Consider the following 25,881-nt stretch of genomic DNA (forward strand, 5'->3'; position numbering starts at 1 on the left):
TCCAATCGAGTGGCTTTTTTGTTTTTGATTCTATTTTAGTTATTTTTAGTTGTTGATGATAAAAAACAAAATGACATGAGAATAGCAATACTGGGAGCTCATTTGGTTGGTAAAACAACATTGGCAGAAAAACTGCATGAATCTTTTCCTGATTATGAGTTTTATCCAGAGCCATACTTTGAATTACAGGAAATGGGTTTTGCTTTTTCTGAAATGCCTACCGCCGATGATTATATGATGCAGCTAGAGCATTCTTTAAAGCAAATTTTAAGAAGTAATAGAAACGCTATTTTTGATCGTTCTCCAATTGATCTTTTAGCTTATGCGCTTGCGGTTGACAATAAACTGAATTTTTCATCAGTATTTACTAAAATACAAAATGCAATTAAAGAAATTGACGTTTTTGTATGGGTTTCTATTGAAGAACCGGATAGAATTTCTTGTTCAGACTCCAATTTGCCAGAACTGAGATATGAGGTAAATGATCTTCTTGGCGAATTAATTGACGATTTTGAGATAGAAGTAATTAAAGTGAAAGGAAGTTTATTTGAAAGATTAAATCAAATTCAAAATAAAGTAGAGCAGTTAAAGAGATAAAAAGAAATCTAATAAAACGAATTTGCTAAAAGTGAGCATGCCCCAAAAAGTTAGACACTATTTGGGGCATTTGCATTAAATCGAGTGGCTTTTTTGTTTTTTGTTTGAATGCCATAAAGGTAACTTTAAGAGATCAATCCCAAAACTTATAGGATTAGAAAACTTATTCTCCCAATGTTTGAATCTCAATAAACAGCTTTTTTTAAATGAAATATTTTAATGAAAACCAACTTAAGTTTTGGGTATTCAACAAACAATTTTTTTACACTGCAATGATATTTATTAATGTCTTTAATTAACCTCAAATAATTTATAAATGATCTATTTGAAATGTTATTAAGTAAGTTAAAAAAAACAGGTATATATACTTAAGTATCTTTAATCTGGGAATGATATTTTTGATATAATTTTTTGTGATTATGGTTTTCCATAATGATTACAAAACATAAAGCTTAATATTTACACTTTATAAATAATCTTTAAATCAAAATTATTGTTTATAATTGTAAGAAAAATACTTAATTATGAAAAATATCGATCAGGAATTATTAAAAATATATACTGTAAAGTCCCAAACAGATAAGGCTATTAGTTCTCTAAAAGGATTTTTATTAGGTATTAAATTAGATGATGAAATTAATATCCAAGAAATAAAAGAACTTCAAAAATGGATTATTGCTTATAGAGAGTTAATGAATCGTAATCCTTTGAACGAATTCATGATTATTATTGAAGATGCTATCTCTAATAAAATTCCACCAAAAGAAACAATTGATGATTTATATTGGTTATGTCAGAAATACGAAAACGGTAATTACTACTTTAATGCAGTAACTTCAGATCTTCAGATTTTGCAAGGGATTTGTCACGGTATTTTAGCAGATGGGATTATTACTGATAAAGAAATTTACGATCTTCAAAAATGGCTAGATGAAAATGAACATTTAAACACCTATTATCCTTATGATGAAATAAGAAGTTTAGTTCTTTCTATTTTATCTGATAATAAAATTGAAGAAGAAGAAAGAGTAGTTTTGATGGCTTTTTTCAAGCAATTTGTACAAATTCAAGATAATGAAATTAGACAGAAGATTGAAAATGAAACAATTGATGTAAATATTTCTGGTCTTTGTACAAGTGAACCTGAGGTAGTTTTTGAAGGTAAAACTTTTTGCATTACAGGTGTTTTACAAAGAGGAAATAGAGAGAATCTTCATAGAGATATTATTAAACTTGGCGGTATACCAACAGACAGCCTTACTAAAAAGACTGATTATTTAATTGTTGGTGACAATGGAAACCCAGCTTGGGCTTTTTCATGTTACGGTAGAAAAGTTGAAAAAGCTATTAACTTAAGAAAAGAAGGACATTCTATTATGTTGATACATGAATTTGATTTTTCTGATCTTATGGACGATTTATTATAATAAATCTGATTTGTAAAATAGTATTGATAAAATCAAATCTAGGATGTATGGATAATTCTATCATAGATATTACAGGAGAATCATATAGTCTTTCGAATATTTCAAAACCTTCAAATGTTCCTTATTGGGGACATCAATATGTATATTCATATTCAGAAATAAATTCAGCGACAAGCCAACAACGTGTTTTTTATAAAACTTTTAAATTTAATTTCTTAAACGGTATTTATACAGATCTTGATGGGAATAATAATTATGCATTTGTTTTGCTTTTTGACCTTTTAAAAGAATTTGATAATCATAAAAATATTGCTCGTTTAGAAAAAGAATTAAGCGAATTAAAAATAAACTATCCTAAAACAAAAACATACAGTGTTTCTCATTTTATTAAAAAATTAGAGCAACACGATTTAAGAAAAGATTCAGAAAGAATTCGTATACAGGAAAATTACTATGATGACTATTCGGGATATGATCAGCTAAAATTGGGATTTCAGTTTAGAGTCAAATTAAATCTAAGTGATGAAGATGCTGTGCTTTTAAACAACATTTGGAATCCGGCTAATAATTTCTTTAATATTGAATATTGTGCTGTCGAAATAATGAAATTTTATTTATCTGTAATCAAAAGATTAGATGAAAGATGTACAAAAGATTCATCTTCTTTGCATGAAGAACTTACTACAGTAGCTGATATTATTGCGCAAAAACATTATAACTATAAACCTGAAAGTAATAACTATAAATACTCTATAGAAACTGTTGTAAATGAGCTTCATTCTAATATTTTCAAATACTGTGAAAATACTGTTCGTGAAATTTTTGGACACAAGAGAAAACTTAATGTAGATCTAACCTATATATCGAATGCTGTAAAAGAGCAATACAACGAGCGAATACTATTAAGGTTAAATAAGATATTACAAATTTACGCACCAACAATTAAAGAGCCTGATGAAAAAACGGATTATGAATTAAATATCCAAAATACAACTCGTTGGAAAATTAAATTTGATGAATTAACTAGTAACTTCAATCAAGATTCGGACACATTCATAAAACAGATTATCAATCTTGGATATTTAAATAGAGATAATCCATCAGTAGAAAATATTTTTTATGATGCATCAAAATTTATCGCAGTTCATAGTAAAGAAGCGTCGCTTACATTGTACGTTTATTACATTCATTATGATTTAAAGTCGGTAAAATTTGATCAGAAACCACTAGGTGTGACAGTACAAAAAATTTTGTTTAAAAATGGTGATCAGTTTGATGATTTTCAAGCTATAATCAATGAGTTTATACAAGATAAAGATTTAGAAAAGGCTTTAAAAGCTGTAAACAATGTTTATACAGCTAAACGAAAAAAAATTCAACTAGATAGAAATGCTATTCAGCAGGTTCATGAAAAACACTCGGGAACCGTTGAACTTCTTAATGAATATCTTAGAGATGAAGATGAACAGGAAGATTTAAAAACAGAGTCAGTCATTAATCCAGAACCCGAGAGGCAGACTGTTTCTGAATGCAGCACGGCGGATACATCTCTCTATGACAGCTTATTCAATTTTACAAAAATACAGCAAGATGTCCTTGATTCTTTTTCTAAGGCAAATTTTTCTGTTCTTCAGGCTGATTTTGAAACTTTCGCAAAATCAAAAGGAATGTTTAAAAACCAATTGATAGAAAGTATTAATGAAATATGTTATGAGACATTAGATGATGTTTTGATTGAAGAAGAAGATGATTTTTATATTATTAACGAAAATTACTATAACCGAATTTTAGCAAAATGACAGAAAACATAAAACCTAAAGAAGCTACAGCAATTATTAATTCATTAATAGGAGGTGTTGTCCCTAAAATTGGTGTTCAACATATTACAGTTGGACGCTCAGAAGAAATTGATGCGGTTGTAAGCGCATTAAAAGATGTGAAAAATGGACATAGTATGGTTAAATTTTGGATCGGAGATTTTGGGTCTGGAAAATCATTCATGTTACACTTACTAAATACGGTTGCACTAAAACAAAAGTTTGTAGTAGCAAATGCAGATTTTACACCAGATAATAGGCTGTATTCAAATGACGGAAAAGGAGTAGCGCTATATGCCGCTATTATGGACAATGTCGCTATTCAGACTAAACCTGAAGGAGGAGCATTGCCAACTTTAATGGAAAAATGGATAGAGCAAGTGGTTATGAAAACAGCAGAATCGAATAATATTTCATTAGAAAATATTAGAGAAGAACAATATTTGAGTCTTATTCAGAATAACATAATGAAAACCATCAATGAAATAACCGAAGTTGGAGGTTTTGATTTTGGAACAGTTGTGATGAAATATTACGAAGGTTATATTAAAGATGATGAGCAATTAAGAAGAAATGCCTTAAAATGGTTAAAAGGAGAATATAATACCAAAACGGAAGCCAAACAAGATTTAGGTGTGAGAGAAATAATCAACGACTTAAATTATTATGATATGCTTAAAAACTTTACAAAATTGTTTGTAAGCATGGGCTATAGTGGTTTTATGATCAATCTTGATGAGGCTATAAATCTTTACAAAATATCTGTTTCTGCAACGAGAGAAAAAAATTATGAAAAGATTCTGGCAATATATAATGATTGTTTTCAAGGTAAAGTGAGTAATCTTTTTTTCAATTTTGCAGGAACTAAAGAAGTATTAGAAAATGAAAGAAGAGGATTATTTAGTTATCATGCCTTAAAATCACGTTTAGAGACAAATAAGTTTGAGACTGCAGAAATTCGGGATTTTGCACAACCTGTAATTAAATTATTACCACTCGATCATAACGAAATTTTTGTGCTTTTAATAAAGCTTAAAGCAATCTTTGATTATAATTATAAAATATCGACAAATGTTTCCGATGAAGATATACAAAACTTCATGGAAGAAATGTTTAATAAACCCGGAGCGTCTGAATTTTTAACGCCAAGAGAAGTTATTAGGGATTTTTTAAATATTCTAAACATATTAAGACAGAATCCTGATTTAGATAAACAAAAACTATTTGGAGAGATTGAAATTTCAGATGAAAGACCAGATACTGTTTTAATGGACAGCATAGAGGAATTATAATGTCATTTGAATTATTATCAGAACCAATCCGAAAATATATTCGTGATAAGCGATGGGAGCAATTACGCCCCATTCAAAATGCAGCGATCTCAAGAGTTTTAACAACAGATAATCATTATATTTTGGTATCTAGAACTGCTTCGGGAAAAACTGAAGCGGCTTTTCTGCCTATTTTATCGCAAGTAAATTTCAACGAAAAAGGAGTTCAGGTCTTATACATTTCGCCTCTTATTGCATTAATTAATGATCAGTTCTACAGAGTTGAAGAATTGTGTAAAAACTTAGAAGTTAATGTTGTAAAGTGGCATGGAGAAGCAAATAAAACTTTAAAAGAGAAATTAATAAAAGATCCATCGGGAGTGGTTTTAATAACGCCCGAATCTTTGGAAGCTATGCTTTCAAACAAGCCTTTTAACGTAAAGCATCTTTTTTCGAATCTTAAATTTGTTGTTATCGATGAAATTCATTCATTTATTGGATCGGGAAGAGGTGTGCAATTAAAATCTATCTTATCAAGATTACAGGATTTAAATGATAATCAATTTAGGCTAATTGGACTTTCAGCAACGTTGGGAGATTATGATGAGGTCAAGAAATTTGCAGGTACCACCGTGCCAACAGTAGTTTTAAGAGATAGTAAATCAAAAGAAATTGAAGCTAAATTTAAATATTTTGAAAGTACCGGACCTGAATTGCCACTAGCTTTATTGAAGGATTTATACCTCGAAACAAAAGATAATAAAGTTCTTGTTTTTCCTAATAGCCGTGGATTGGCAGAAGAAGTAGCTGTTAAATTAAAAAAACTTTCTGAAAAGCTAAACGGTCATGTGAATTATTTTTCGCATCATTCATCTGTCGACAAAGAGGTGAGGGAATATGTCGAATATTTTGCAAAAAGCAACAACAGACAAAATTTTTGCATTTCCTGTACTTCAACCTTAGAACTCGGAATTGATATTGGTTCTGTTGATCAAGTAGTACAAATAGATGCAACCCACAGTATTGCATCATTGATTCAAAGAATTGGAAGAAGTGGCCGAAGAGATGGTGCAAAAAGTTTCCTTTATTTATATGCAACAGATAAATGGAGCTTATTGCAGTCATTGGCTTGCTGGGAATTGTATAAAGAAGGTTTTATTGAGCCAAAAGACTCAATGACTTTGGCACATGATCTTTTACTGCATCAGGCTTTGTCAATAACAAAAGGAAACTCAGGCATTAATTTTAAGGAATTAGTAAATATACTAAAGCAAAATTTCGCATTCAATGACATTGAGAATAAAGATATTGAAGAGATTTTAAACCATTTAATTGCTATTGATTTATTCGAAAAATTAAGGGATGAAGTTATTATAGGAATTGAAGGCGAAAAAATCGTCAACAGCAGGGATTTTTACAGTTCCTTTACTATTGAAGATAACTTTAAGGTTGTGAATGCAGGAATAAAAATCGGTGAAATTCCATTAACGGCACAAGTTAGAGAAGATGAAAATATTTTATTAGCTGCTAAAATCTGGAAAATTATTTTTGTCGATTTCAAAGCAAAAAAAATCGAAGTTAAACCTACAAATGATGGTAAAAAACCTCTTTTTTTTGGAGGAAGTGGAGTGGTGCATCACAGAATTAGAAATAAGATGTTTGAGTTACTATGTAAGAATCAAAAAAATAATGATTTGAGTGAGGAAGCTTCAGAAGAGTTAGATGAGATGCGAAGTGATTTTTCTGTTTTTGAAATCAAAAATATGGAGATGGAAAGACCTTTGTTGACTTCAGAAAAAAAACTCATATTCTACACTTTTACAGGTACTAAAATAAATAGAACATTACAATTTCTTTTTAAATTTTCTGGAATAAAGAACTCATTAGACGAGAGTACAGGCTCATTCGAAATTTATGAATCTCAAGATGATTTTCTGGATAAATTTAATTACATAGCTTCAAATGTGGATGTTGTTGAGGAAATTATAACAGAAGAATTAGAAAAAAATCCAGATTCCTTAATTACATCAAAATGGGGTATTTATTTACCAGTAAAATATCAAATAGAATGGATGAAGCAAAATTATTTTGATATAAAACATACTCAGGAATTTCTACTTAATATTACTAAAATTGTGGATAATTTGTAGTGTTTTATTTTACAGTTAGAAATAAAATTTAGAGGTTTTATATTTAACACCAAGTGAAAATGAATTTGATTTTAAATTTGGGAGATTGAGAGATTAAGCAATATAAAAAGTGGTTAACATATTGGAAAAGAGTTTGTCTGATTTCTTAAAAGCAGATGTCATTTTGAAATAAAACAGTAATTTCTTGTTCAAAATATGAAAGTGTCATTACAAAAACTGATTTAATAAGAAATAAAAATATTAAAAATTTAATAGTAAAAATAGATCTTGAAAGTCTAAAAAAATAAAGACCAAACATTCTTGAACGTTTGGTCTTTATTCGTTTGTAAGATTTGTTTTTAATGCAAATCACATTTATCAATAATTGTCAAATTCTTTACGTTTGTAAAAAGTATCATCGTTACTTTCAGAAGCAAGGCGCGATTCTTCAGTAGGATAATAAGAATTCAATACTCTTCTTTCGTACTCCCTATCAAAATCATTTTGCCAATTATATCTGCTTGTTTTTCTAAATGTATCATATCCAATATTGTTTGCCATGACAATTTTAGTGTCTTTATTTATGCTGACAGAACCAATTGGTATAATAATATGGCTGTCTCCATCTTTGTATATAAATTCCCTTCCGTTTTCATTCGCAATTGCATCATGTACTTCATTACGACTGTCTTCTATTAATCCTTTATCAAGATTAACGTCAAGATAAACAACTCGTTGCATATCTTTATTAACCCAAAGATTATCAATTTTTCCTATTGTGCGGTTGTCTCCGTCTACAATTTTCCAACCTCTTACGTCTGAATAGTTTGAGGCAACTTTATAATCAGAAAGCTCATCTAATCTGTATAAATTTCTATCTTTATTTTCCATAGTTTCTTAATAATTTGCTGTGCTGTCTACACTAGAATTGTTTTCGATTTCCATTCTGTTTTCATTTCGCACTTGATCATCTCTCAAAAAGACATAATATACAAGTGCTGAGATTAATAGGACTGCTACAATCCATGGCCAAATTGGCTTCTTTTTCTCAATTTTAATTTCTGCCATAACCTTTATTTTTTTTATGAATATTTAATTTTATAATAAAGGTACAAATGGAGATTGTGTTTGAAAGTATTTAATTTCAGATAGAAGTTATACAATTCCCAGTCGTCTAGAAAATTGATTTATAATGTTTTGTAAGCAGAGTTGCTTTAAATGTAATTTTTGAAATTGATTTTTAATACTCTAATTAACCCAATGTTTACGGGGGATCCTTGTATTCTTAAATTATTTTGTAGTAAATTGCTTGTTTCTTTTTAATTCTAATAACAAACGAAAAATTTTTACTACGCCCCATGAACGAAGAAATAAAATTATACCGAAACGCTAAGAAAACCAGAAACTTACTTTTATATGCTAGCGGAATCAGTATTTTAATAGCAATTATGCTTCTATACGGCATAGGAACTTTTGACGGAATATTTAAAATAAAACTTTCCATTGCTTCTGGTGCAATTCTTTTAATAATGCTTGTTTTAATATTTAAAATTCTTACAAGCATAAAAGATAAATCTCCATTAATTGAAATAGATTCAAGTGGTTTTTCTGCAAGAACGACTCCAGTGGCCAAAGCTTTTGGAAGAATAGAGTGGCAAGATGTTACCGATTTGCAATTAAAGAAAGTAGGCGGTGATACTTTAGTTGCTGTTACAATTGATAATGTAAACAAGTATGACGACCGTGCTTCTAAGTTTCTTTGGAAACTGGCTTTTGATGAACAAAATTCGAAATTGAATATAATGTACTCGGCTTCAGAAATTGATATGAATGAAAAAGCTCTTTATGACTTGTTTGTAAGTAATTGGAAAAAGTAAAACTTAGAAAATTATTGTTAAGTGATAGGGTTTATTATTTTTTTTAATTATTAAAATAGCTTAACTTAGTGTAAATGACATCAAATAACTTCAAATTTACACGTTTAATGCATTTTAAATATTTATCAATATTCCTGATTTTAATATCTTTTAAATCCAATTCTCAAATTGTTGAAGAAAAAAAGAATTTTCGAGCGGCAGATTCTTTATTGAAAGAAAATAGTTTTTCGGTTCATAAAGATAATTACTTTTTGACAGGAATTCCTTTAGATGAGCCTATAACCAGAAACTCTGCAGACGTAAAGTATCAAGTTAGTTTCAAACTAAGATTAAATTCTAAGCCTTTATGGGGTGGATTTTTCCCCTACTTAATGTATACCCAAAAAGCTTTTTGGGATATATATGCAAGCTCTAAGCCTTTCTCAGAAATTAACTTTAATCCTGGAGTTGCAATTGTTCGGCCTTTTTATTTAAAAGGAGGGAGATTAACATACGGGTCGATTTCAGTTGAACACGAGTCAAATGGTAGAGACTCCATCTATTCCCGAACATGGAATATGATCGCTTTTTCATTAAAATCTCAAGTTTCGCCAAGATGGATTGTTGGAATAAGAGGCTGGATTCCTATTGTTGATAAAGATGATAATCCTGGATTAACCCAATATGTTGGTTATGGAGAAGCCAGTGCAACTTATCAGATAAAACCGGGACGTTGGAGCGCAGATGTTCTCTTTAGGAAAGGCAGTGGGCTTATTAATTACGGATCTCTGCAGACACAGCTTAATTGGCGACCTTATAAAAATGAAAATTATTACGTCACTCTTCAATGGTTTATTGGTTACACGGAAAGTTTAATAGATTATCAGGAACATACTAATATGGTGCGTATAGGTTTTACAATTAAGCCAGAAGGAATGGGCATCTTTTAAATTGCTGTAAATTATTTATTTGAATTTTTTGAGCTGATCAAAACACTGAGAATGGATCGTTTTACCTTGATGGTATTGCTCCAAAGTCATTCCGTATAATTTAATAGAACGATTATATTGGCCATTTTCGATATCTTTTTTTGACTGAAGTGTCTTTTTGCTTTTATTGTTCGTAGAAGACATAATATTGTTGTTAGGATTTATTTGATTTTCCAGTTCTTAAATTTATTGAGACGTTAAAAGCTTTATTTTTTCAATGGCTTCTTTGTTTTCGTGTGCTACTTCTACCAATGCTAATAAAATATCATTTCTAAGTATTGTTTTGTTTCGTACATTTCTAATTAATGCTTTGCTTGGAACAGGGTGCCCTTTTTTGATAATACAAGAAATGGTAAGATCAACATAAGTTACAGGTAAATGCTTATCTATAAATTCATAAGCTTTTTTATTGTGAGAATTATCTTCTTTAAAATTGTTATTATTGATTAATTTTGACATATATTTGCTAATTATTAATGGCATGGTTGTTAGTCTGTGTAAATGTAAGAATATTATTATATTTTATATTCTTTTTAATGTTAAAAAATATATTTTAACTATATTTTGTTTGAATTTTAATGATGATGTATCACGAGAAACTAAGTAAATTCTTTAGGGATAAAGGATTAAAGCAGAAGGAAGTCGGGGCAATTTTAGGATTTAGCCCTGCAATGATTGGAAGGTATTTACATGGAACGGCTAATATAGGTTCTGAATTTATTCTTAGCTTAAGTAAAAACTTTCCGGATGTAGATTTGAATGATCTTTTTGCTCCAGATGAGCAAAATTTGGTTAATGAAGCTGGAGCAGTTTATGAAAAGCAAACTATTTTAAATGATTTACAAGAAATAGAAGGTCGTATTCATGATATTAGACTGCGATTAGCAAACAAAAAGTTTGAGGAATAGTAAAAGTTTTCCAAAAAAAATATCTAACAATTCTAATTTTACAGTATTAATTTAACCACTCTTTTTAGAGTGGTTTTTTATTGTGAAATACCTGATTTTTAGTTGAGTATATTCTAAGAGGTTAAGTTTTTTTTTATTAAATTTGGTTAACAATTTCTAGCAGTAACCAATATGGAAAAATTAAAACGACCGGTTTACGTTAAACCAGGAACAGATGATTTTTTTAAAAAGATGCGTTTAGAAGTGAATGAAACGGTCTTAAAAAACTCGTCTTTATATGTATTAAATGTTGTAAAGTCCCTCGGACTTTTAGCAGTATTTTTTTTATTCTATGCCTGTATTTTAATTTTCGGCAACCAGACTGCCTTACTATTTCTTTTTTACATTTTGGCTGGTATTACAATGATTGTTTTATTTATAAATGCTTTTCATGATGCTGCACATGGAGCTTTGTTCAAAAAGCCAAAGCATAATGAATGGTTTTTGTATGTTTTAGAACTCTTTGGGAGTAATCATTGGCTTTGGATGCGACGTCATATAAGTTTGCATCATGCTTATCCAAACGTGCCCGATTGGGATGTAGATATCAAACAAAGCGATATTATTAGAATATTCCCAAACAGTCCGTTGTTTAATTACCACAAGTATCAGCATATTTATATGTGGTTTATTTATCCTCTTTATAGCTTAAACTGGCTCTACATTAGAGATTTTAAAGACTTTTTCGGCACGAAGGATAATTATGTAAAAAGAGTAGTCGACAAGATTCCGAGACAAGAAGTTTACAGAATGTTTGCGGCCAAGATTATTAATTTAACTTACCTGCTTTTTGTTCCCATGTTGCTTTTAAGCCAGCCTTGGTATACCGTTCTTTTTGCTTGGCTGTCTATGCATTTATTCGGAAGTGCAATCGGGGTTGTGGCGCTGGTTTCGACCCACGTTGATGAAGATGCTCATTTTCCGGGTACAGATGAAGACGGAAATCTTTCTGATACTTGGGTGGTACATCAAATGATTGTAACTAAAGATTTTAGTACAGAAAGCAAATTGGCTAATTTTTTATATGGCGGATTTACGCATCACGTGGCGCACCATCTTTTCCCAGCGGTTGGCCACACGTACTATCCTTATATTACGCCAATTATAAAACGATATGCAGCAGAATATAATTTGCCTTACACTTCATATCCATTTTATCATGCCGTTCGTTCTCATTTTAGAATGTTGAAAAACAAAGGAGTAAAAGAAAATATTTTAGTGACAGGAGAGATATAGTTATTAAAAGCTATTTTATAAAAAAAAGTCTGGTTCATTATTGAACCAGACTTTTTTTGAATTTACTCCAGAGGAGCGATACTTTTTTAACGTTATGCTTATTTTTTATTTATGATATTTTCCTTTTTAATGTTCAAGTCTTTTAAAAGGTTGCCTTTAATTTCAATGTCAAAATTATCTTCTTTAAATACCGTTAGTTTTGATTCGGCAAATTTGTAGACATTAATTTTATTGCTTTTAACATCAATATACAAATCATAAGAGTAACTGCCGCAGTCGTGCTGTTTGCATCCCCAAGCGTGCAATATATTATCTTGTTTCTCAAAAGGAGTTTCGGTATTCCAGTTTGCTACCATTTGATCATAGTCGGTTCCTAATAGTTTTTTTAATCTTGGTGCCAACTTGCTTTTGGTCAAAAACTGAGTTCCGATAACACTTTTATCAGCTAAAGCATATAAAGAATCATTTGGATTTAAAACGATGCTGTCTTCTTTTAAAGCTTCTGTTTTTATTGAAGTAGAATCTGTTTTGGGAATACTTTTAAAGCTTTCTTTTTTGCACGAAACAAAGAGTAAACTGCTCAATATAACTGTCGAAATGTATGTGGCTCTGTAATTCATATAACTGATTTTTTTGAATTAATAATTTAATATACAAAGTCATAATAGTCTAATTTTCATAAAGATATTAAAAATATTTTTTGTTTTAAAAGTAATTTAGGATGGATTTCGGACTCAAAAAACTAATTTTTAGCTTTAAAGAGGAACCATAAGAATCGTTTTTTAATATTTTTTGTTTAATTTCAATTTTTTAAATTATTAGGCAATGAATCACACTTTGAGAATTTTAGTTTTTTTTCTTTTAGGAATTAGCTCTTTACAAGCGCAAAATGAAGCCTATGTATCTTCATCTGAAGCTAAAATCTCAGATACGACTTTTGTAAACCTAAGAGATTATAGCAATGATTTTGTCTATGATATGAAATATGCAACGGAAGATAATTTTCTAAAAACCAAAGTATACGACTGCGCAGAATGCATGCTTCGTTTAAAGACGGTAAAAGCTTTAATTGCGGCCAATAATGATTTTTTGAAGAAAGGATACCGAATCAAATTATTTGACTGCTACAGACCTTTAGATATTCAGAAAAAAATGTGGGAGATTGTGTCGAATCCAACTTATGTCGCAGATCCAAAAAAAGGCTCCATCCACAATAGAGGTGGAGCCGTAGATATTTCTTTGGTTGATATAACAGGAAAAGAAGTGGATATGGGAACTTCTTTTGATTTTTTTGGAATTATGGCCAGTCATAATTTTAAACAGCTTTCAGAAGAAATTCTTTCCAAAAGAGCTTATTTAAAAAATACAATGATTAAAAATGGCTTCAATTCATTTGATTCTGAGTGGTGGCATTATAATTTAAAAGCAGGTTTAAAAGATAAGGTTTCCAACCAGAAATGGAAATGCGATTGATTACTCAACGCATCTAATATTTTGCATGAAATAAGTATTCGGATTGGTTACCTTTCCTGTTAACTCAGATGTTAACTCTCGTTTTACAACATAATCTTCTATGTTGGTCAAGTATTTTATTCGCATAATCGAGATCGGAGATTTTTTTAGTTCTTCGTAATTGTCTTTCATGAACATAAAAATTCCAGTATTTACACGGTTGTTAAAACCTTTTTCGTCACGAATTAATGTACCGCAATTTTCTTGGTTAATGTGCATTAAGGTTACAATTTTTCCGTTTTCTAATTGTAAAAAGATTTTTGAATTTTTATCAAAGCAGTTTGCCTTAATAAAATCTTTACTTTTTTGAATAGCCTGAAGATTTAAAGTTGGCAATCCGTCGGTTTGTGCTAATGAAAAGAAAATGTAATCAAAGTTTCCTCCAAAATATTTTTCGCTCATTAAATACTCATTGGTTACTTTATAGCTTCCAATTGAGTCATTTACATTTACACTGTATTCACATGGTTTTTGTGCAAATGCGGTAATAGTCAATAAAAAAAGAGTTAGTGTAATTAGTTGTTTCATTGTATTAGTTTATTTTGGTGCAAATTAAAACTATTTTGTTAGCTTTTACATCAGTTGTAAAAAAACAATACAAATTACCGCCATTTTTTATTTTCCACTTTTTTCTAATGTTTTCTACCGTCTCGGGAAAATTGCGAGTAGTAATATTCGCCTGCTGACTTGCCAGTTCACTCTTCATTTCATTTTTATTGTATGAAATAACTTTTTGAATCTCAAATTTTCTTCCTGGAAAATCAATTAAATCCTCAGAAGTGTATAAATGAGAATGCTTATGAAGTTTATCTATTTGAAAAGTGATGCTTACTTCATCAAAACCACCAGATTTCATAATCGCGGCATTGGGTTCGTAAAGATATTTCTTTGGAAAATCAAAGGACGGATACGAGATTTCATCGCCTAAAACAAACTCAAAAACTTCTGTTTTTTCTTTTAGAATATTAGCAGTTTTTAAAGTTACGTTGCCTGAATAATCTTTATGAATTTCAAAAATCAGTTCCTTAACTTCGTTTTCGAGTGCTATTATATGGATGTTCTTTACATTTTTTAGTTCTGACAATCCCGCTGAAATATCTAATAATGGCGCGGTTTTAATTAAAATATGATCCGATTTTTCAAAATAAAAACCCAGCAGTTCTGGAACATTTGGAAGACAATCTTTCAGCATGAAAACTTTGCCTTTGCTGTCATTTCTTCGTGAAGGATCAATATAAATCCAGTCAAATTTCTGATTGGTTTCTTCTAATAAATGAAGAGAATCGCCAGCATGAAAAGTGCAATTTTCAACTTTTAACTGTTTAAAATTGTGCGATACAAGGACAGATAATTCTTCGTTTATTTCGCAATGGGTTATCGATTTAAAATTTTTCGAAAAATAATAATCATCAACACCAAAACCTCCGGTTAAATCAATTAAAGATTCGCCAGAAATTAAAGAAGCTTTGTAAGCCGCTGTTTTCTCTGAAGAAGTTTGTTCTACAGATATTTTGCTCGGATAAATTATATTTTCCGTAGCAAACCAAGTCGGCAGTTTTTCTTTGGCCTTTGTTCGGGCTTCAATCTGACTTAAAATTAAAATCCAATCCACCTCTGGAAACGGATTTTTTTGCAACGCCAATTTTGTTACATCTGCACCAGTATTTTGGATTATAAATTCCTGTATTTCTTGATGCAAAATAGAAGTATTCAATGCTAAATTCTTTCGGTTAATACGGAGACAATTTTATTATTAGGAAAAAATTCTTTTAAAATTACTTTGATCATGGTAAAAACAGGAATGGCTATAATCATACCCACAATTCCAAACGTAATACCGCTGATTAAGATAACCAAGAATATTTCTAATGGGTGCGAATTTACACTTTTTGATGAAATTATAGGCTGGCTAACATTATTGTCGATGGCCTGAACCACTAAAAAACCAATAATTACATAAATGGTTGTAGGAAGAATTTCTGATTGAAAATCTTTCCCGATCATACTTATCATGGTTAATAGCCCTGCCAAAGTGGTTCCGATAATTGGTCCCAAATAGGGTATTATATTTAGAATGGCACATAAGAAGGCGATTACAAAAGCATTTTTATTTCCAAAGATCAGTAACACAATTAAATAAAGAATAAAAACAACGATCAATTGCAATAATAAACCAACAAAATAGCGAGTTAACAAATGATTTATTTTGGTAATAGAATTTAAGATTTTATCCTCATTTGAATCTGGTAATATTCTTCTTGCCTGATCTTTAAAGATATCTTGATCTTTAATAAAAAAGAAAGTAATAAAAAATACAGAAACCAATCCCATTCCCATATTGGCCATAAAATTGATTATCGAATTGATGAATCCTGTAAAATAACTGAAATCTAAAACAGAAGTAAGCTTAGAATCTTTTATCACTTTATTTAAATCAATGTGCTGAATATTAAAGTATTCCTCAAGGTGTCTTTCTGCCTCTATAAAATTGGTTTGAAGATGTGCAGTATCTAGCAATGCTAAATTATTGGCTTGCGAAATAATTAAAGGAACAAACAAAAGGATAAAACCTACAATTAGAAATATAAAAAGGATGATGGTGGTGGTGGCCGCCAACGAATTGCTGAATTTTAATTTATTCTTTAAAAATAAAACTAACGGATTCGCAATTAAACATAGGATTAAAGAAATGCACAAGTAAACAATAACAGTTTGTATTTCATATAAAAAATATAAAACGATGCCAATTATTAAGATTGTGGCTAATGCCCTTAAAATTCCGTTCGAAATAGTTTTTGATGTAATCATGTTTCAATATTAGACTATAAATATAGGAAAAAGCATTTTAAAAATTTAAGATAAAAAAAAGCGAGATGAAAATCATCTCGCTCATTTGTCTTTTTTAGATCAACTATTGTGCAAAAGAGGCTCTAGCTCCTCCAGTCGTAAAAATAGCTGAAATTCTGTTTTTCTGACCAGTTGAAAACATGTACATTGCAGCATCGTCGACATAATCCATGTAGTTCATTGTCATTTCTACCGGTGTTCCAGAGCAAGTGCTGTAGTGTGGATATGCAGGAACTCCATAGTTTTCTTCATTGTGAGTAGGAGTGTCAGCAACAAGATCGCTTCCGCAAGTTGCATCTCCCCAAATATGACGTAAATTCATCCAGTGGCCTACTTCGTGTGTGGCAGTTCTTCCTAAGTTGAACGGTGCGTTTGCTGCACCAGATAAACCGAAATAACGAGGATCTATTACCACTCCGTCAGTTGCAGATGAACCTCCAGGAAATTGAGCATATCCTAAAATTCCGCCTCCAATGTTGCAAGACCACATGTTTAATTTTGTAGTTGGGGAAGTAGGAGCAATTCCTCCTTGAGCAGTTTTTTTCATTGCATCATTTGTTCCCCAAGAAGTTTTAGTTGTAGATTTTCTAATAACTTGGTCTAAAACAAAAGTGATTCCAATGTTAGCTTTAACTCCTGAGAATAATGCTGGTACATTATTGTAATCTGAGTTTAAAGCATTAAAATCTTTGTTTAAAACATCAATTTGTGATTGAATTTGTGCGTCCGAAATGTTTTGTGCAGCAGTTCTGTAAAGAACATTCACTACAACTGGAATTTCGATTTTTCCATTTACCAAACGGCCTGTAAAATTTGAACCTGCATGTGTTGCAGTAAAAGTTTCAATTTCGTTCATTCTAATAGCCAATGATGGATCAGCTTTTAATTGCGCCTCTAAAACGTCTTGTGTTGCGCATCCTCTTCTAGAAGCAACACTCGCATCTGGATTAGCAGAATCTGCTGATTGGTCATTTTGACAAGCAAATAACATTAAGGCTACAAATGTGGTAATAATAACTTTTTTCATAATAATTTGGGTTTTTTGTTATAAAATCGTTGTTTAGTTAAATATTGCAGCAATTTTATAACAAAAATATATTGTAGAAAAATATTACAAAGATTATTTTGTCAGAAATTTTACAAACCCTTACAAATGCTGATTCCTACAAAATTTGAATAAAAAATATTAATAGGTTTTTTCTTTCTTTTGTGTTTTTAAAATGCATTTCGTCGTGATTATCTGTAGTTTATCGATAATTTAAAACGAGTAAATTGATTTAAAAATGAAATAAAATGCTTAAAAAAGATTTTTTACAAAGAAGTAATCTCATAAAGCGCAATACTGGCAGCCTGAACAACATTCATACTGCTGTTTTTGCCAAACATATTGATATGCACGATTTGATGAGAAAGTTTTAGAAGTTCTTCAGATATTCCGTTGATTTCGCTTCCTATTAAAAGCGCTATTTTTTTGTTTTTCGGAATAGAAACTTCTTTTAAAGGTTTGCTATTAGAAGCGATTTCCAGAGAGATAATTTCAAAATCATTATCCAGTAGAAAAGATTGAAGTGCAGCAAAATCTTCAATAACAGAATGTGCTACATGAAGATGCGTGCTTCGTGAAGTTTTATTTATTTTACGAGGCGTCAACGGAATATTCTTTCCGTAGAAAATAATATTTTCAACTCCAAAAGCTTCAGAAATTCGGAACAAAGAACCAATATTCTGCTGAAAGTAAATATGATCGCAAACTAATGTAATGGGAAATGTTTTTCTCTCAAATTGATTTTCTTCGTGAGTCAGCTGCACCTTCTAAAATTTAATTAGTAAAAATATAATTGATAATGTTTGCGCCCATTTTTAAGGCTTTGTCTCTTACGTTTGCAGGATCATTATGAACTTCAGGATCTTCCCAGCCGTCGCCTAAGTCGCATTCGAAAGTATAAAGTAAAACCAGCTTATTGTCTATAAAAATTCCAAATGCCTGCGGACGCGTTCCGTCGTGTTCGTGAATTTTCGGCAATCCGTTTGGAAAAGGAAAAGGCTTTTGAAAAATAGGATGATTCGCTGGAATTTCAACTAAACTATTATTTGGGAATATCTTTTTGATTTCTTTTCTAATAAATTGATCCATTCCGTAATTGTCATCAATATGCAGAAAACCGCCAGCAGTTAGATAATTTCTCAAGTTTGTTACGTCGGCATCGCTAAAAACAACATTTCCGTGCCCGGTCATGTGCACAAACGGATACGAAAATAAATCTGGATTGCTTGGTTCTACAGTCGAAGGTTTGTTTTTTATGCGGGTATTAATATTAGCGTTGCAAAAACTAATAAGATTAGGCAAAGAAGTAGGATTTGCATACCAATCGCCACCACCGCTGTATTTAAGCAAAGCAATTTCTTGTGAAAAAGAAGAGATTGAAAAAAGGAATAATAGGTAAAATATTTTTTTCATGTAATTTTAATGCTCTTATATGTTTAAAAGGCTTTTTTGTCATCCTTAGGAACGAAGGATCACATTAGAAATTCCTCACCGTTTGTCGCCAATCTTTGTCTAATCGCGTGAGATCCTTCGTTCCTCAGGATGACAAACTTTGTGCGGTTAATTCATTCATTAAAAAACACAACACTATGGCAAGCCACAACAGCAGCTGTTTCAGTACGTAATCGTGTATTGCCTAAAGTTACAGGTTTGTAATTATTCTCTAATGCCAATGCAATTTCTTTTTCAGAAAAATCGCCTTCTGGACCAATTAGTATCGTTACATCTTCATTTGGTTTTAAAACCTCTTTCAATGATTTTTTATCGGTTTCTTCGCAATGTGCAATTAACTGTAAGCCATTTTGCTGCTGTTTAATGAATTCTTTCAACGAAATAGCTTCATTTAATTTCGGAAGAAATGTTTCGTTGCATTGTTTCATTGCCGAAAGAATGATTTTTTCAAAACGATCTCGGTTAATCACTTTTCTTTCAGAACGATCACAGAAAATAGGAGTGATTTCCTGAATTCCAATTTCGGTAGCCTTTTCCAGAAACCATTCAAAACGATCGTTCATTTTAGTTGGCGCAACAGCCAAGTGCAAATGAAACTTTGGTTTTTCGGCATTCGTAATGTTAAGGACTTCAACAATACATTTATTGTCTGAAGCCAATGTAATCTGAGTTTCAAACAATAGCCCAGAACCATTGGTAACATGCAGAATATCTGCATCTTTTTTTCTAAGGACTTTTATAATATGACGGCTTTCTTCCTTGTCAAAAGAAAAGCTTTCGGTTGTTTCGTCTATATTCGGATTAAAAAATAACTGCATGATTTAAAATTCGATTCTTGCTTTAGAAACCACAGCAGAAGTTTCAAAACGATTAGATAAGTATTTTTGGTATCCTACAATTCCAATCATTGCAGCATTGTCTGTTGTATATTCAAATTTCGGAATAAAAGTTTTCCAGCCATATTTGCTTTCGGTCTCTTTCAGTGTATTTCTAATTCCTGAATTTGCCGAAACTCCACCGCCAATTGCAATTTGTGTAATTCCGGTTTCTTTTACAGCCAATTTTATTTTATCCATTAAGATTTCGATAATCGTATGCTGAATAGAAGCACAAATATCATTCAGATTTTCTTCAATAAAATTCGGATTCTGCTGTTTGTTCTTTTGAATGAAATATAAAATAGCTGTTTTTAATCCAGAGAAGCTAAAATCTAATCCCGGAACTTTCGGTTTTGTAAAAGGAAACGCTTTCGGATTTCCTTCTTTTGCATATTTATCAATCAAAGGTCCTCCAGGATAGGGAAGTCCAAGAATTTTAGCGCTTTTGTCAAATGCTTCACCTACAGCATCGTCTGTGGTTTCTCCGATAATTTCCATATCAAAAAAACTATTCACTTTTACAATCTGAGTATGTCCTCCGCTAATGGTTAAAGCTAAAAAAGGAAATTCTGGTTTATCATATCCTTCTTCATCAATAAAATGAGCTAAGATATGAGCATGCATATGATTTACAGCAATTAGCGGCACATTTAAAGCCAATGACAATGATTTACTGAAGGAAGTCCCCACCAATAAAGAGCCCATTAATCCTGGTCCTTGCGTAAACGCGATTGCGCTTAACTGTTCTTTTTGTACATTTGCTTTACGAAGTGCAGCATCGATCACAGGGACAATATTCTGCTGATGCGCTCGGGAAGCCAATTCAGGAACAACACCTCCGTATTGATTATGAATTAATTGATTGGCAACAACATTTGACAATACTTTGTCGTTATGTAAAACCGCGGCAGCAGTATCATCGCATGAACTTTCGATGGCTAGAATAAAAACCTCTGGATTTTGCATATAAAGGCACAAATTTTGAATTATATTTGACAAATCAAACGATTATATTTCTTTGATTTAAGCAGTGCCCCAAAATTAAAGAATTTTTATCAAAAACAGCCGTACTTTGTCTGTTCAAAATAAATTAAAAGAAAAACTAAAATTAAAGAAGCTATCAAAAAAGTAAAAAAAATAATATCAAGAATCCTAATGGGGTTGCTTTTACTTTTGTTAGCGCTTGCTATCATATTATCTCTTCCTGTCGTTCAGACACAGATTGCCAATTATGTTACCAACTCATTAAACGAAGATTACAAGGTTAATATTAATGTTGAAAAAACGGCAATCAATATTTTTGGCGGAGTAAAATTGAAGAATGTAACAATTTTAGATCATCATAAAAAAACGATGATTTATTCGGATATCATTACTACCGATATTGCTAGTTTTAGCAGATTGTTGGACGGAGATTTAATTTTTGGAGATTTGCGTTTAACAGGTTTGATTTTTAATCTGAAAACCTATAAAGGCGAAGACGAGAACAACATCAATAAGTTTATTCAAGCTTTTGAAGTTGAAAATACTCCTAAGAAAAAATCGACGAAACATTTTTTACTAACGGCAAAGAATGCTTATATCGAAAAAGGAAGATTTTCTGTTGTCGATGAAAATAAAACTACTCCTCAATTTCTGGATTTTACAAAACTAAATGCCTACATCAGTGAGTTTAAATTGTATGGGCCAGATGTAAATACAAACATTCACCGATTTTCTTTTATGGATCACCGCGGTTTGTATGTATCTAATTTTGCAGGAAAATTTAGTTATACTAAAAAACAGATTAAAGTTGAAAATCTGGCTATTAAAACCAAAAGATCCTCTATTTATGGTTTAGCTATTTTAAATTATAAACCGTCAGATTTTCTTGATTTTACAGATAAAGTTCGATTTAATGTTGTGATAGATTCGTCTTCTATTGCAACAAACGATATCCGTTATTTTTATGATGGTTTAGGAAAAAATCAGCATTTTAAACTGAAAACAAAACTAGATGGTCCGTTGAATAATATGACGCTTACAAAGTTAAGATTAAGCGATACAAATGGATCAAAAATTAACGGGACAATCAATTTTAGAAATCTTTTAGGCAGTAAAGAGCAGAAGTTTTCTATGGATGGAAAATTTGATAAACTGCTTTCTAGTTATGATGATTTGGTGGTTTTGCTTCCAGGAGTTTTAGGTAAAAAACTTCCGAAGGAAATGAAGAAAATCGGTAAGTTTAATATTGTCGGAAAAGCAAAAGTAACGACCACAGAACTAGAAACAGCTTTTAAAATTGCTACCGATATCGGGAACGGACAGGTTGATCTTCATATGAATAATATGGACTTTATTGATCGCGCTTCTTATTCTGGGAATATCATTTTGACGAATTTTGATGTTGGAACTGTTTTAAGCAGAAAAGATATTGGCAGAACTACATTAAATCTTGATGTGGATGGAGTTGGTTTTACCGAAAAATATTTGAATACGGTTATTAAAGGAGATATTGCGAAACTGGATTACAATAAATACACCTACAATAATATAGTAGTAAATGGAAACTTTAAGCTTCCTTATTATAAAGGGCAAATTGCAATAAACGATCCTAACTTGAATTTAAGTTTTGATGGTTTGCTGGATTTGAGTAAAAAAGAGAATCGTTATGATTTTCATATCAATGTTGAAAATTCTGATTTGCGAAAACTTAAGTTGGTCAAAGATTCGATTTCGCGTTTTAAAGGAGATGTGGTCGTTCAATTAACTGGAAATTCTATCGAAAATCTGCAAGGAGACATTTTTATTAATGATGCAGAATATGAAAACCCAAAATCGACTTATGTTTTTGATCAGGTGAATTTGAACTCCAGTTTTGATGCCGATCGTTTGAGAACCATCACGATTAGTTCGAATGATGTGGTCGACGGAAAAATTGTGGGTAAATTCAGATTTGATCAATTGGATAAATTGGTTATGAATTCTGTAGGTAGTTTATATACCAATTACAAGCCTTATAAAGTTAGAAAAGGGCAGTTTTTACGATTTAATTTCCGTGTTTACGATAAAGTGGTTGAAATGCTTTATCCGCAAATTAATATTGATTCCTCTACAGTTGTGCGCGGAAAAATTGATTCGGATTTGCAAGAATTTAAATTCCGATTCAGATCTAAAAAAATTACCGCAGACAAAAATACCTTTGATAATATCCGCATTAATATTGATAATAAGAATCCGCTTTATAATGCTTATGTCGAATTAGACAGTATTAAAACACCTTATTATAAAATACGTGATTTTAATTTGATTAATGTTACAGCAAATGATACTCTTTATGTGCGTTCGGAGTTTAAAGGAGGGAATAAGGGCGAGGATTACTTTAATCTAGATTTATACCATACGATAGACAAGAGTAAAAACAACATTATCGGGATCAAGAAATCTGAAATGAAGTTTAAGGACTATATCTGGTACTTAAATGAAGATGCTGAAAAAGATAATCAGATTATAATTGATCAATTTTTTAAAAATTTCACATTTGATAATATCGTTTTATCTCACGAAAACCAAAAAATTGATTTAAACGGAGTTATTAAAGGAACAGATTATAAAGATCTCCAACTGACTTTTGAAGATGTTGATATTAATAAAATTACACCTGCAAATTCCAAATTTGTATTTGATGGTAATTTAAATGGAAATGTCAATTATAAGCAGAATAAAAATGTTTATCAGCCCACGGCATCCATAAAAATCGATCATCTGGTTATGAATAAGACAGAATTGGGTACGCTTAATTTTGATATTTCTGGAGATGAAAGCTTTAAAAAATTTACGGTTAATTCATCGATTCAAAATGGTTTTACGGAATCATTTAGGGCCAACGGAACTTTTGCCGTAGAGAATAAAGAAACAGTTATGGACATGAGCCTTAAACTTGAAGGTTTCAATTTGGCTACGTTAGGAACTATCGGTGGAGATGTTTTGTCTAATGTTCGTGGTTCTGTTTCTGGAAATGCTGCTGTTATTGGGAATTTGAAAAAACCAGAAATCAACGGTCGTTTGTATGTGGAAAAAGCAGGAATGACCATTCCATACCTCAATACAGATTACGAACTTAGCGATAGAACAGTAATTGATTTAACAAACGAGAAATTCTTGTTTAGGAATAATCAGTTGACAGATACTAAATACAACACAAAAGGTTTGTTGAACGGAAGTATTGAGCATAATAATTTTGGAGATTGGAAATTAGATTTGAATATTACTTCTAAACGATTAGTAGCGCTCGATACAAAAGATAGTGATGATGCAGCCTATTTTGGTACGGCATTTATAAACGGATCGGCCAGTATAAAAGGTCCCGTTGACGCTCTGTTTATTAAGGTAGATGCAAAATCTGAAAAAGGAACCGAGGTTAAGATACCTATTAATAATACGCAAAGTGTTGGAGAAAGCAGCTGGATTCATTTTGTAACTCCAAAAGAAAAGTACAATCTAGCCAATGGAATTGTAGAAAAAACCAGAGATTATAATGGACTTGAGCTAGAATTTGATTTTGATATTACGCCAGATGCCGAAGTAGAAGTTATTCTAGATCGAAATTCGGGTCATGGTATGAAAGGAAAAGGATATGGATCGCTTTTGTTTAAAATTAATACTTTGGGTAAGTTTAATATGTGGGGAGATTTCCAGGCATACGAAGGAACGTATAATTTTAAATATGGCGGACTTATCGATAAAAAGTTTACGGTTAAAAAAGGAGGTTCTATTATTTGGGAAGGAAACCCAATGCGTGCCCAACTGAATTTGGAAGCCGTTTATAAAACACAGGCCAATCCAGCGGTGCTTTTAGATAATACTTCTTCGTTCAATAAAAAAGTTCCTGTAGAAGTTGTTATTGGGTTGAGGGGAGATTTGGCTAGTCCAGAACCAAATTTTGATATTCAGTTTCCATCAGTAAGTAATGTTTTAAAATCGGAGATACAGTATAAGTTGGATGATAAAGATATTCGTCAGACACAGGCGCTTTATTTATTGTCAACGGGTTCGTTTATGAGTACCGACGGATTCAGCCAAGGAGATTTTTCTGGTACATTAACAGAAACGGCTTCGAGTTTACTGGGTGGAATTATCAAATCGGATAATGATAAAGTAAACATCGACTTGAATTATATTGCGGCAGATAGAAGAACAGGGCAGGAGGTTGACGGTCAGTTTGTTGCTAATATATCGTCTCAGGTAAATGAACGAATTACAATCAATGGTAAATTGGGAGTTCCTGTTGGAGGTGTAAACGAATCGGCTATTGTTGGAGATATTGAGATTTTGTATCGTGTAAATGAAGACGGTACGATGAATCTTCGCTTATTCAATAAAGAAAATGACATTAATTATATAGGACAAGGGATTGGTTATACGCAAGGAGTCGGTATTTCGTACGAAGTAGATTTCGATACCTTTAGCGAGCTTGTCAATAAGCTATTTAAAAGCCATAAAATAGAAAAAGCGGTAAAAGGTTCTTCTGCTGATCAAATGCAGGATTCTTATTTAAATCCGGATTATATGAATTTTACAAGTAAAAAAGATTCGGAGAAAAACAAAAAGAAAGCAAAAGAAGACGAGGAGAAACGAAAAAAAGAAGAAGAAAAGAAGAAAAAAGAACAGTCGCAAACACAAACTCCAAATAATAATCAGGGATTAATTCCTGACAGTGATTATTAACACTTTGTTAAAAATAGACATTTATAAAACCATTATTCTCGATAATGGTTTTTTTTGTGCTAAATTTAGGCGCTCTAATAGAATTTTTCATTGGAGCGAGAAATTCTGAGTTTTATAACACTTCATCTGGGTATTGTTAATTTTGACGATTTAATTAAAAAAATACGGTTTT

At 31.2% G+C, this 25,881-nt stretch carries 24 protein-coding genes; 11 read left to right on the top strand and 13 right to left on the bottom strand.

The genetic code is table 11. From position 1 onward, the window contains the following. The first annotated feature begins 75 nt into the window (after window positions 1-75). The 5 genes from ACFO3N_RS03850 (at window position 76) to ACFO3N_RS03870 (ending at window position 7,262) form a co-directional block, all read left to right on the top strand. Window positions 76-597, top strand: a complete 522-nt coding sequence (locus ACFO3N_RS03850; RefSeq protein ID WP_379795338.1) for an ATP/GTP-binding protein — start codon at window positions 76-78, stop codon at window positions 595-597. Window positions 598-1,121: 524 nt separating this feature from the next. Further along, the gene (locus tag ACFO3N_RS03855) at window positions 1,122-2,024 is read left to right on the top strand and encodes a BRCT domain-containing protein (protein WP_379795339.1); all 903 of its coding nucleotides are present in this window, start codon (window positions 1,122-1,124) and stop codon (window positions 2,022-2,024) included. A 47-nt stretch (window positions 2,025-2,071) separates the two neighbouring features. Continuing rightward, window positions 2,072-3,823: a tellurite resistance TerB C-terminal domain-containing protein gene (locus ACFO3N_RS03860; protein ID WP_379795341.1), complete on the top strand. Its 1,752-nt coding sequence runs from the start codon at window positions 2,072-2,074 to the stop codon at window positions 3,821-3,823. Then, on the top strand, window positions 3,820-5,133 hold the full coding sequence (locus tag ACFO3N_RS03865; RefSeq protein ID WP_379795343.1) for an ATP-binding protein: 1,314 nt from the start codon (window positions 3,820-3,822) through the stop codon (window positions 5,131-5,133). The genes ACFO3N_RS03860 and ACFO3N_RS03865 overlap by 4 nt, the downstream gene beginning before the upstream one ends. Next, window positions 5,133-7,262 (top strand): DEAD/DEAH box helicase, encoded by a 2,130-nt coding sequence (locus ACFO3N_RS03870; RefSeq protein ID WP_379795345.1) that lies wholly within the window; start codon window positions 5,133-5,135, stop codon window positions 7,260-7,262. The genes ACFO3N_RS03865 and ACFO3N_RS03870 overlap by 1 nt, the downstream gene beginning before the upstream one ends. Before the next feature lie 357 nt (window positions 7,263-7,619). Here the strand turns inward: ACFO3N_RS03870 and ACFO3N_RS03875 are convergent, their stop codons facing one another. Together ACFO3N_RS03875 and ACFO3N_RS03880 are read right to left on the bottom strand one after the other, a co-directional pair. Next, window positions 7,620-8,132: a PRC-barrel domain-containing protein gene (locus ACFO3N_RS03875; protein WP_320492033.1), complete on the bottom strand. Its 513-nt coding sequence runs from the start codon at window positions 8,130-8,132 to the stop codon at window positions 7,620-7,622. Between the two features lie 6 nt (window positions 8,133-8,138). Then, on the bottom strand, window positions 8,139-8,309 hold the full coding sequence (locus ACFO3N_RS03880; RefSeq protein ID WP_379795347.1) for a hypothetical protein: 171 nt from the start codon (window positions 8,307-8,309) through the stop codon (window positions 8,139-8,141). A gap of 290 nt (window positions 8,310-8,599) precedes the next feature. Here ACFO3N_RS03880 and ACFO3N_RS03885 point away from each other — a divergent pair, with 290 nt between their 5' ends. Together ACFO3N_RS03885 and ACFO3N_RS03890 are read left to right on the top strand one after the other, a co-directional pair. Next, window positions 8,600-9,118, top strand: coding sequence for an STM3941 family protein (locus tag ACFO3N_RS03885; RefSeq protein WP_379795349.1), 519 nt, complete (start codon window positions 8,600-8,602; stop codon window positions 9,116-9,118). A 74-nt stretch (window positions 9,119-9,192) separates the two neighbouring features. Next, window positions 9,193-10,047 carry a phospholipase A gene (locus ACFO3N_RS03890; RefSeq protein WP_250836756.1) on the top strand — a complete coding sequence of 285 codons (855 nt, stop codon included), beginning with the start codon at window positions 9,193-9,195 and terminating at the stop codon, window positions 10,045-10,047. A 15-nt stretch (window positions 10,048-10,062) separates the two neighbouring features. Here the strand turns inward: ACFO3N_RS03890 and ACFO3N_RS03895 are convergent, their stop codons facing one another. Together ACFO3N_RS03895 and ACFO3N_RS03900 are read right to left on the bottom strand one after the other, a co-directional pair. Continuing rightward, window positions 10,063-10,230: a hypothetical protein gene (locus ACFO3N_RS03895; RefSeq protein WP_379795352.1), complete on the bottom strand. Its 168-nt coding sequence runs from the start codon at window positions 10,228-10,230 to the stop codon at window positions 10,063-10,065. Window positions 10,231-10,272: 42 nt separating this feature from the next. Next, complete coding sequence (locus ACFO3N_RS03900; protein ID WP_379795354.1) at window positions 10,273-10,545, bottom strand: hypothetical protein; 273 nt, start codon at window positions 10,543-10,545, stop codon at window positions 10,273-10,275. Between the two features lie 119 nt (window positions 10,546-10,664). On the opposite strand from ACFO3N_RS03900, the gene ACFO3N_RS03905 reads away from it, so the two are divergent. Both ACFO3N_RS03905 and ACFO3N_RS03910 read left to right on the top strand, forming a co-directional pair. Continuing rightward, window positions 10,665-10,994 carry a helix-turn-helix domain-containing protein gene (locus ACFO3N_RS03905; protein ID WP_320492029.1) on the top strand — a complete coding sequence of 110 codons (330 nt, stop codon included), beginning with the start codon at window positions 10,665-10,667 and terminating at the stop codon, window positions 10,992-10,994. A gap of 171 nt (window positions 10,995-11,165) precedes the next feature. Continuing rightward, on the top strand, window positions 11,166-12,269 hold the full coding sequence (locus ACFO3N_RS03910) for a fatty acid desaturase family protein (protein WP_379795356.1): 1,104 nt from the start codon (window positions 11,166-11,168) through the stop codon (window positions 12,267-12,269). Between the two features lie 98 nt (window positions 12,270-12,367). Here the strand turns inward: ACFO3N_RS03910 and ACFO3N_RS03915 are convergent, their stop codons facing one another. Further along, the gene (locus tag ACFO3N_RS03915) at window positions 12,368-12,889 is read right to left on the bottom strand and encodes a hypothetical protein (protein WP_379795358.1); all 522 of its coding nucleotides are present in this window, start codon (window positions 12,887-12,889) and stop codon (window positions 12,368-12,370) included. Between the two features lie 205 nt (window positions 12,890-13,094). On the opposite strand from ACFO3N_RS03915, the gene ACFO3N_RS03920 reads away from it, so the two are divergent. Then, complete coding sequence (locus ACFO3N_RS03920; protein WP_379795360.1) at window positions 13,095-13,742, top strand: M15 family metallopeptidase; 648 nt, start codon at window positions 13,095-13,097, stop codon at window positions 13,740-13,742. Here ACFO3N_RS03920 and ACFO3N_RS03925 read toward each other — a convergent pair whose 3' ends face one another. From ACFO3N_RS03925 to tsaD, 8 genes are all read right to left on the bottom strand, one after another. Next, on the bottom strand, window positions 13,743-14,309 hold the full coding sequence (locus ACFO3N_RS03925; protein ID WP_379795362.1) for a hypothetical protein: 567 nt from the start codon (window positions 14,307-14,309) through the stop codon (window positions 13,743-13,745). Between the two features lie 4 nt (window positions 14,310-14,313). Beyond that, window positions 14,314-15,495 carry a THUMP-like domain-containing protein gene (locus ACFO3N_RS03930; RefSeq protein ID WP_379795364.1) on the bottom strand — a complete coding sequence of 394 codons (1,182 nt, stop codon included), beginning with the start codon at window positions 15,493-15,495 and terminating at the stop codon, window positions 14,314-14,316. Between the two features lie 2 nt (window positions 15,496-15,497). Next, entirely contained in the window at window positions 15,498-16,589 is a 1,092-nt protein-coding gene (locus ACFO3N_RS03935) for an AI-2E family transporter (protein WP_379795366.1), read from the bottom strand. A gap of 103 nt (window positions 16,590-16,692) precedes the next feature. Next, a complete protein-coding gene (locus ACFO3N_RS03940; RefSeq protein WP_379795368.1) occupies window positions 16,693-17,655 on the bottom strand; it encodes a zinc metalloprotease in 963 nt (320 codons plus the stop codon). Between the two features lie 284 nt (window positions 17,656-17,939). Then, a complete protein-coding gene (locus ACFO3N_RS03945; RefSeq protein WP_379795370.1) occupies window positions 17,940-18,437 on the bottom strand; it encodes a TrmH family RNA methyltransferase in 498 nt (165 codons plus the stop codon). Between the two features lie 10 nt (window positions 18,438-18,447). Beyond that, the gene (locus ACFO3N_RS03950) at window positions 18,448-19,086 is read right to left on the bottom strand and encodes a DUF4159 domain-containing protein (RefSeq protein ID WP_379795372.1); all 639 of its coding nucleotides are present in this window, start codon (window positions 19,084-19,086) and stop codon (window positions 18,448-18,450) included. 152 nt (window positions 19,087-19,238) lie between these two features. Beyond that, a complete protein-coding gene (locus ACFO3N_RS03955) occupies window positions 19,239-19,943 on the bottom strand; it encodes a 16S rRNA (uracil(1498)-N(3))-methyltransferase (RefSeq protein ID WP_379795374.1) in 705 nt (234 codons plus the stop codon). A gap of 3 nt (window positions 19,944-19,946) precedes the next feature. Further along, complete coding sequence (gene tsaD / locus ACFO3N_RS03960) at window positions 19,947-20,969, bottom strand: tRNA (adenosine(37)-N6)-threonylcarbamoyltransferase complex transferase subunit TsaD (protein ID WP_129745714.1); 1,023 nt, start codon at window positions 20,967-20,969, stop codon at window positions 19,947-19,949. A gap of 189 nt (window positions 20,970-21,158) precedes the next feature. Here tsaD and ACFO3N_RS03965 point away from each other — a divergent pair, with 189 nt between their 5' ends. Then, on the top strand, window positions 21,159-25,709 hold the full coding sequence (locus tag ACFO3N_RS03965) for a translocation/assembly module TamB domain-containing protein (protein WP_379795377.1): 4,551 nt from the start codon (window positions 21,159-21,161) through the stop codon (window positions 25,707-25,709). Window positions 25,710-25,881: the final 172 nt, after the last annotated feature.

The organism is Flavobacterium chungangensis (assembly GCF_042654045.1).
Taxonomy (GTDB): Bacteria; Bacteroidota; Bacteroidia; order Flavobacteriales; family Flavobacteriaceae; genus Flavobacterium; species Flavobacterium chungangensis.

Excerpts from the sequence above, each read along its gene's own strand:
- tsaD (WP_129745714.1), bottom strand. The coding sequence starts at position 20,969 with ATGCAAAATCCAGAGGTTTTTATTCTAGCCATCGAAAGTTCATGCGAT.
- ACFO3N_RS03925 (WP_379795362.1), bottom strand. The coding sequence starts at position 14,309 with ATGAAACAACTAATTACACTAACTCTTTTTTTATTGACTATTACCGCA.
- ACFO3N_RS03935 (WP_379795366.1), bottom strand. The coding sequence starts at position 16,589 with ATGATTACATCAAAAACTATTTCGAACGGAATTTTAAGGGCATTAGCC.
- ACFO3N_RS03890 (WP_250836756.1), top strand. The coding sequence starts at position 9,193 with ATGACATCAAATAACTTCAAATTTACACGTTTAATGCATTTTAAATAT.
- ACFO3N_RS03855 (WP_379795339.1), top strand. The coding sequence starts at position 1,122 with ATGAAAAATATCGATCAGGAATTATTAAAAATATATACTGTAAAGTCC.
- ACFO3N_RS03915 (WP_379795358.1), bottom strand. The coding sequence starts at position 12,889 with ATGAATTACAGAGCCACATACATTTCGACAGTTATATTGAGCAGTTTA.
- ACFO3N_RS03885 (WP_379795349.1), top strand. The coding sequence starts at position 8,600 with ATGAACGAAGAAATAAAATTATACCGAAACGCTAAGAAAACCAGAAAC.
- ACFO3N_RS03950 (WP_379795372.1), bottom strand. The coding sequence starts at position 19,086 with ATGAAAAAAATATTTTACCTATTATTCCTTTTTTCAATCTCTTCTTTT.
- ACFO3N_RS03870 (WP_379795345.1), top strand. The coding sequence starts at position 5,133 with ATGTCATTTGAATTATTATCAGAACCAATCCGAAAATATATTCGTGAT.
- ACFO3N_RS03865 (WP_379795343.1), top strand. The coding sequence starts at position 3,820 with ATGACAGAAAACATAAAACCTAAAGAAGCTACAGCAATTATTAATTCA.
- ACFO3N_RS03955 (WP_379795374.1), bottom strand. The coding sequence starts at position 19,943 with ATGCAGTTATTTTTTAATCCGAATATAGACGAAACAACCGAAAGCTTT.
- ACFO3N_RS03895 (WP_379795352.1), bottom strand. The coding sequence starts at position 10,230 with ATGTCTTCTACGAACAATAAAAGCAAAAAGACACTTCAGTCAAAAAAA.
- ACFO3N_RS03965 (WP_379795377.1), top strand. The coding sequence starts at position 21,159 with ATGGGGTTGCTTTTACTTTTGTTAGCGCTTGCTATCATATTATCTCTT.
- ACFO3N_RS03940 (WP_379795368.1), bottom strand. The coding sequence starts at position 17,655 with ATGAAAAAAGTTATTATTACCACATTTGTAGCCTTAATGTTATTTGCT.
- ACFO3N_RS03880 (WP_379795347.1), bottom strand. The coding sequence starts at position 8,309 with ATGGCAGAAATTAAAATTGAGAAAAAGAAGCCAATTTGGCCATGGATT.
- ACFO3N_RS03860 (WP_379795341.1), top strand. The coding sequence starts at position 2,072 with ATGGATAATTCTATCATAGATATTACAGGAGAATCATATAGTCTTTCG.
- ACFO3N_RS03920 (WP_379795360.1), top strand. The coding sequence starts at position 13,095 with ATGAATCACACTTTGAGAATTTTAGTTTTTTTTCTTTTAGGAATTAGC.
- ACFO3N_RS03910 (WP_379795356.1), top strand. The coding sequence starts at position 11,166 with ATGGAAAAATTAAAACGACCGGTTTACGTTAAACCAGGAACAGATGAT.
- ACFO3N_RS03875 (WP_320492033.1), bottom strand. The coding sequence starts at position 8,132 with ATGGAAAATAAAGATAGAAATTTATACAGATTAGATGAGCTTTCTGAT.
- ACFO3N_RS03900 (WP_379795354.1), bottom strand. The coding sequence starts at position 10,545 with ATGTCAAAATTAATCAATAATAACAATTTTAAAGAAGATAATTCTCAC.
- ACFO3N_RS03905 (WP_320492029.1), top strand. The coding sequence starts at position 10,665 with ATGATGATGTATCACGAGAAACTAAGTAAATTCTTTAGGGATAAAGGA.
- ACFO3N_RS03850 (WP_379795338.1), top strand. The coding sequence starts at position 76 with ATGAGAATAGCAATACTGGGAGCTCATTTGGTTGGTAAAACAACATTG.